The 4,055-nt window shown below is 34.9% G+C and carries 5 protein-coding genes and 1 pseudogene; 3 read left to right on the top strand and 3 right to left on the bottom strand.

The features are described from left to right. From MVY38_RS04260 to MVY38_RS04250, 3 genes and pseudogenes are all read left to right on the top strand, one after another. Positions 1-117 (top strand): annotated as a pseudogene (locus MVY38_RS04260) (5'-methylthioadenosine/adenosylhomocysteine nucleosidase); the annotation flags it as partial. Continuing rightward, on the top strand, positions 117-884 hold the full coding sequence (locus MVY38_RS04255) for an ATP-binding protein (protein WP_297483895.1): 768 nt from the start codon (positions 117-119) through the stop codon (positions 882-884). The pseudogene MVY38_RS04260 and the gene MVY38_RS04255, both read left to right, overlap by 1 nt. A gap of 63 nt (positions 885-947) precedes the next feature. Beyond that, complete coding sequence (locus MVY38_RS04250) at positions 948-1,361, top strand: DUF1566 domain-containing protein (RefSeq protein WP_297483893.1); 414 nt, start codon at positions 948-950, stop codon at positions 1,359-1,361. Between the two features lie 16 nt (positions 1,362-1,377). On the opposite strand, the gene MVY38_RS04245 is transcribed toward MVY38_RS04250, so the two are convergent. The 3 genes from MVY38_RS04245 to MVY38_RS04235 form a co-directional block, all read right to left on the bottom strand. Beyond that, positions 1,378-1,983: a LuxR C-terminal-related transcriptional regulator gene (locus tag MVY38_RS04245; protein WP_297483891.1), complete on the bottom strand. Its 606-nt coding sequence runs from the start codon at positions 1,981-1,983 to the stop codon at positions 1,378-1,380. 1 nt (position 1,984) lies between these two features. After that, complete coding sequence (locus tag MVY38_RS04240; protein WP_297483889.1) at positions 1,985-3,322, bottom strand: HlyD family type I secretion periplasmic adaptor subunit; 1,338 nt, start codon at positions 3,320-3,322, stop codon at positions 1,985-1,987. After that, positions 3,309-4,055, bottom strand: a 747-nt coding sequence (locus tag MVY38_RS04235) for an ATP-binding cassette domain-containing protein (protein WP_297483887.1), incomplete at its 5' end; no start/stop codon positions are given. The genes MVY38_RS04240 and MVY38_RS04235, both read right to left, overlap by 14 nt.

Below are 4,055 nucleotides of genomic sequence, written 5' to 3'. Positions count from 1 at the left end.
ATTAGTGATGCAGCAGATATGGATGCTAGTTTCTCCTTTGATGAATTTTTAGAGACAAGTGCAGTGCAGAGTGCTGCGTTTGTTATGAATATGGTAGATAAGTTAGCACAAAAGTAATGGCAGTAAAACTTTCTAAAAAAATTATGTCTAAACTTGGTAAGACAAATGCCGAGTTCGAGCTTATCCAAGAGGGCGATAAAATTCTTGTTGGTTTGAGTGGTGGTAAAGATTCACTTACTATGATTCATGCCATGAAAGAGCAGCAGAGACGCGCTCCCTTTAAGTTTGAATTTCTAGCTGTAACCATTAGCTATGGTATGGGTGAAAATTTTGAGAAACTCTCTGCTCATTGTAAAGAACATGATATTCCACATATAGTACATGAAACGAAGACCTATGAATTAGCTAAAGATAAAATCCGTAAAAACTCGTCATACTGTAGTTTCTTTTCTCGTATGCGAAGAGGGTATCTCTACTCTGTAGCAAAAGAGCATGGTTGCAATAAAGTAGCCTTGGGACACCATATGGATGATGCAGCTGAGAGCTTTTTTATGAATTTTATTTACAATGGACAGATGCGAAGTTTAGCTCCAAAATATAGGGCAGAGAATGGGCTTATAGTAATTCGTCCGCTTATTCAAATGAGAGAGCGACAACTCACTGCGTTTGTTCAAGACAATGGTATTGAAGCTATAGGTGATGAAGCATGTCCAGCTATGCGTTTTGATGTAAAAATGCCACACGCTAGAGCAGACACAAAAGTGATGCTTGCTAAAATGGAGCAGGAGTTTCCACAACTTTTTACTTCGCTAAACGCAGCATTTAAAAATATTTCGCTAGAGAGCTTTTTTGATAAAGAGAAGTTTAAATTGACTGCACAGTAGTTGCACAATAAAATAGTATACTTAGTGCATAAATAAAATCTAAGCAATAAAAAAGGAATCGACATGGCTAAAATACTCTTATTTTTATTCCTAATTAGTATAGTTTCTCAAGCGCAAGAGTGGGTGAAAAAAGATGCTAGTGTCGTAAATACGAAAAAACATTTGCAGTGGGAAGATAGAACTGAAGTAGGTGAAAAACTTTATATTTGGAAAATGGCAAAGGCTCACTGTTCTAGTATGGTGTTTGCAGGGTTTTCTGATTGGAGATTACCATCACATAGTGAGTTACAAAGCTTGTCAAAAACTGGTAAAGATAATGTCGTGTTTTCTCATTTGGGAGATACGCTTTACTGGAGTAATGAAGTTGATACAAAAGATGATTTGAATGCTTATGTTGTTTATTCCCCTAATGGCTTCTTATCAACAAGCGATAAGTGCGATAAAAATTATGCTATTTGTGTCCGAAATACAAAATAGATAGAGTTGCTAGAGTTTATTTTAGAAGTAAAATAAGAGACACTCTATCGTTTACATGTAATTTTGAGAAAATAGAACTAATGTGTGCTTTAACCGTCCGTTGCGTGATGTCGAGCTCACTAGCTATCGCATCATTTGTAAGTCCCTCTAAGATTGCATATATAACCTCTTTCTCTTTCTCTGTAAGACGATGCTCTATAAGAGCTTCTGCCTCATCAGAGATGTTGCTGCGTTTAGCCTCTTTTGCAAGAGCCAATGTTAGTTCAGGATATGTCCATATTTTGCCACCTTTGACTGTTTCAATCATCTGCTGGTAGTGAATCTTTAACATTCTGGCATTCCCGTATGCTTTAATACCTTTTAAAATAAGTGACTTCCCTGTAATGATTTCAGGAACTTTTTCTAAAACAATAAATTTATCAGGAAGTGTATTTGATGCAAGCATTTTATTTATGCTGTGTGAAACTGAATCATAATCACTTACAATAATATACTCTTGAAGTGTAGACAATACTTGAAGCAACGCATCACAATCTGTAACTTCAAGTAGATCTTTAACATTGTGGCGGGATTTCCACTCATTTATAGTGTCTACATCTGTGCTAAAAAATATTGTCTTCATCTTATCTCTCTGAAAATACATACTGTTTTGATTTGAGAATAGGTTTTAGAATATACTGCATAACTGTCTTCTTCCCTGTGACAATATCTGCACTAGCAGTCATTCCTGGAATAATCTTAAGTGGATGTTTTTTTGTACCAAGATAGTTTTTCTGTGTTTCAATATGAATAAGGTAGTAAGTATGGTCTTTTTTATCTGTAATAGTATCTGGGGAAATGTCCACTACTTTTCCTTGCAATCCGCCGTGAATAGAAAAATCATATGCAGAAATTTTTACCATCGCTTTTGCTCCAGGATGAATAAATGCAATATCTCGTGGCTTGATTTTAATTTGAACATAAAGTTTTTCATTTGTTGGAACAATTTCAAAAAGATTTTGTCCTGGTTTTATAACACCGCCAACTGTATTTATGAAAAGTTTTTGCACTATTCCATCTACCGGAGATGTAACCATAGTCCTGTTTACCTGGTCTGTAAATTCAACCTGTTGCGTTTTTATACGCTCTAGTTCAGCAGATACCTTATTTAACTCTTCTTTATCTTTATTAATAAATTCCTGTTTAGCGTTAATTCGTTTATCTCTATACTCTTGTATGGCAGATCTTAACCTTGGTAAAGAGAGTTCTGCTGCTTCAATTTTATTTTCAATCCCATTTGCTTCGCGTTTGAGTTTTAAAAATTCGACTTTAGACTTCACACCCTCTTTTACCATTGGTGCCATCATTGATATCTCTTCAGTGACAAACTCTAGCGACTTTTTAAGAGATTTTATTTTTGCTTCTGCCTCTTTTAGCTCTTGTTTTCTCTGCTCAATCTGACTAACAATAGTAGCATCTTTGGCAAGCATTTCTATTTTGTCCGATGTGTAGAGCTTTTGTGCTAACTCTACTTGTTGTTGAAGATCTTTATTTTTTAAATGTTTTTGAGGAAATGGAAGTTGATTTGCTTGGGCATATAAACGCAGTCTTTTTGCATAAAGTTCATTGTATTTCATTTTATTGGTTTCGCTGCTTGAGAGAGATTTTGCATTACTTATTTTAAGTAAAACCTCTCCTTTTTTGACACTTTGACCCTCTCTTACCAAAATAGATTCAACTATTCCACCTTCAAGATTTTGCACGACTTGATTTTGACCAAAAGGAATGACTTTGCCATTTCCTCTTGTTACTTCATCAATAGATGCAAAAGATGCCCAAAGAATAAAAGCAAAAATACTTATAATCCAAATTTTTAATATTAAGCTCATTCTTGAAGGAGATTGTTGCAATACAGCAGCACTAATTGAGTTCATAAATTCATAATCTTTTTCACTATACTCTACTAGTTTATTTTTTTTCATTAGAAGAGCCTCCTGCTTGTAGTTTTAAAATTGCTTCTTCTTTTGGTGCATCTATAATGAGCTTACCGTCATTTATAACCATAACCCTATCAACAATTTTTAGAAGGTTCATTTTTTGTGTTACGAGTATAGAAGTTTTACCTTTTAGGGCTTTGTCCAGATTTGCTAAAAGTTTTGTTTCTGTTATTTGATCCATAGCATTACTTGGTTCATCCATTATTACAATCGGTGTATCAACAAGCATTGCACGAGCAATTCCTATGCTCTGCTTTTGTCCGCCAGACATTCCTTGTCCTCTCTCGCCAACTGGCATTTCGTATCCTTTAGGATGTTTTTTAATGAACTCATCCGCGGTACTGATTTGTGCGGCGCGTATCATAGCACCATCAGTTGCATGTGAAGCTCTAAATGTAATATTTTCTCTTACTGTTCCCCGAAAGAGCATAATATCTTGAGAAACATAACTTATATGTTTTCTTAAATCTCCAGGATCTATTTGATTTATATCAATCCCATCAATAAGAATTTGCCCAGCATCAGGTTCATAGAGCCCTAAAATAAGTTTTTGAATGGTACTTTTTCCTGAACCTATGCGTCCAATAATAGCAATGTGCTCACCATTGTTAATTGTAAATGAAATATTTTTAAGCGCAGGTACATCTGTATTTGGATAACTAAAAGTGACATCTACAAATTCAATTTTTCCCTTAAACTCAGGAGCCTGAACAAACTG

Source organism: Sulfurimonas sp., assembly GCF_027056685.1.
Taxonomy (GTDB): Bacteria; Campylobacterota; Campylobacteria; order Campylobacterales; family Sulfurimonadaceae; genus Sulfurimonas.
Note: the sequence above shows the minus strand (reverse complement) of the source record. Positions and strands in the feature narration are given on the sequence as shown.

Excerpts from the sequence above, each read along its gene's own strand:
- MVY38_RS04250 (WP_297483893.1), top strand. The coding sequence starts at position 948 with ATGGCTAAAATACTCTTATTTTTATTCCTAATTAGTATAGTTTCTCAA.
- MVY38_RS04245 (WP_297483891.1), bottom strand. The coding sequence starts at position 1,983 with ATGAAGACAATATTTTTTAGCACAGATGTAGACACTATAAATGAGTGG.
- MVY38_RS04255 (WP_297483895.1), top strand. The coding sequence starts at position 117 with ATGGCAGTAAAACTTTCTAAAAAAATTATGTCTAAACTTGGTAAGACA.
- MVY38_RS04240 (WP_297483889.1), bottom strand. The coding sequence starts at position 3,322 with ATGAAAAAAAATAAACTAGTAGAGTATAGTGAAAAAGATTATGAATTT.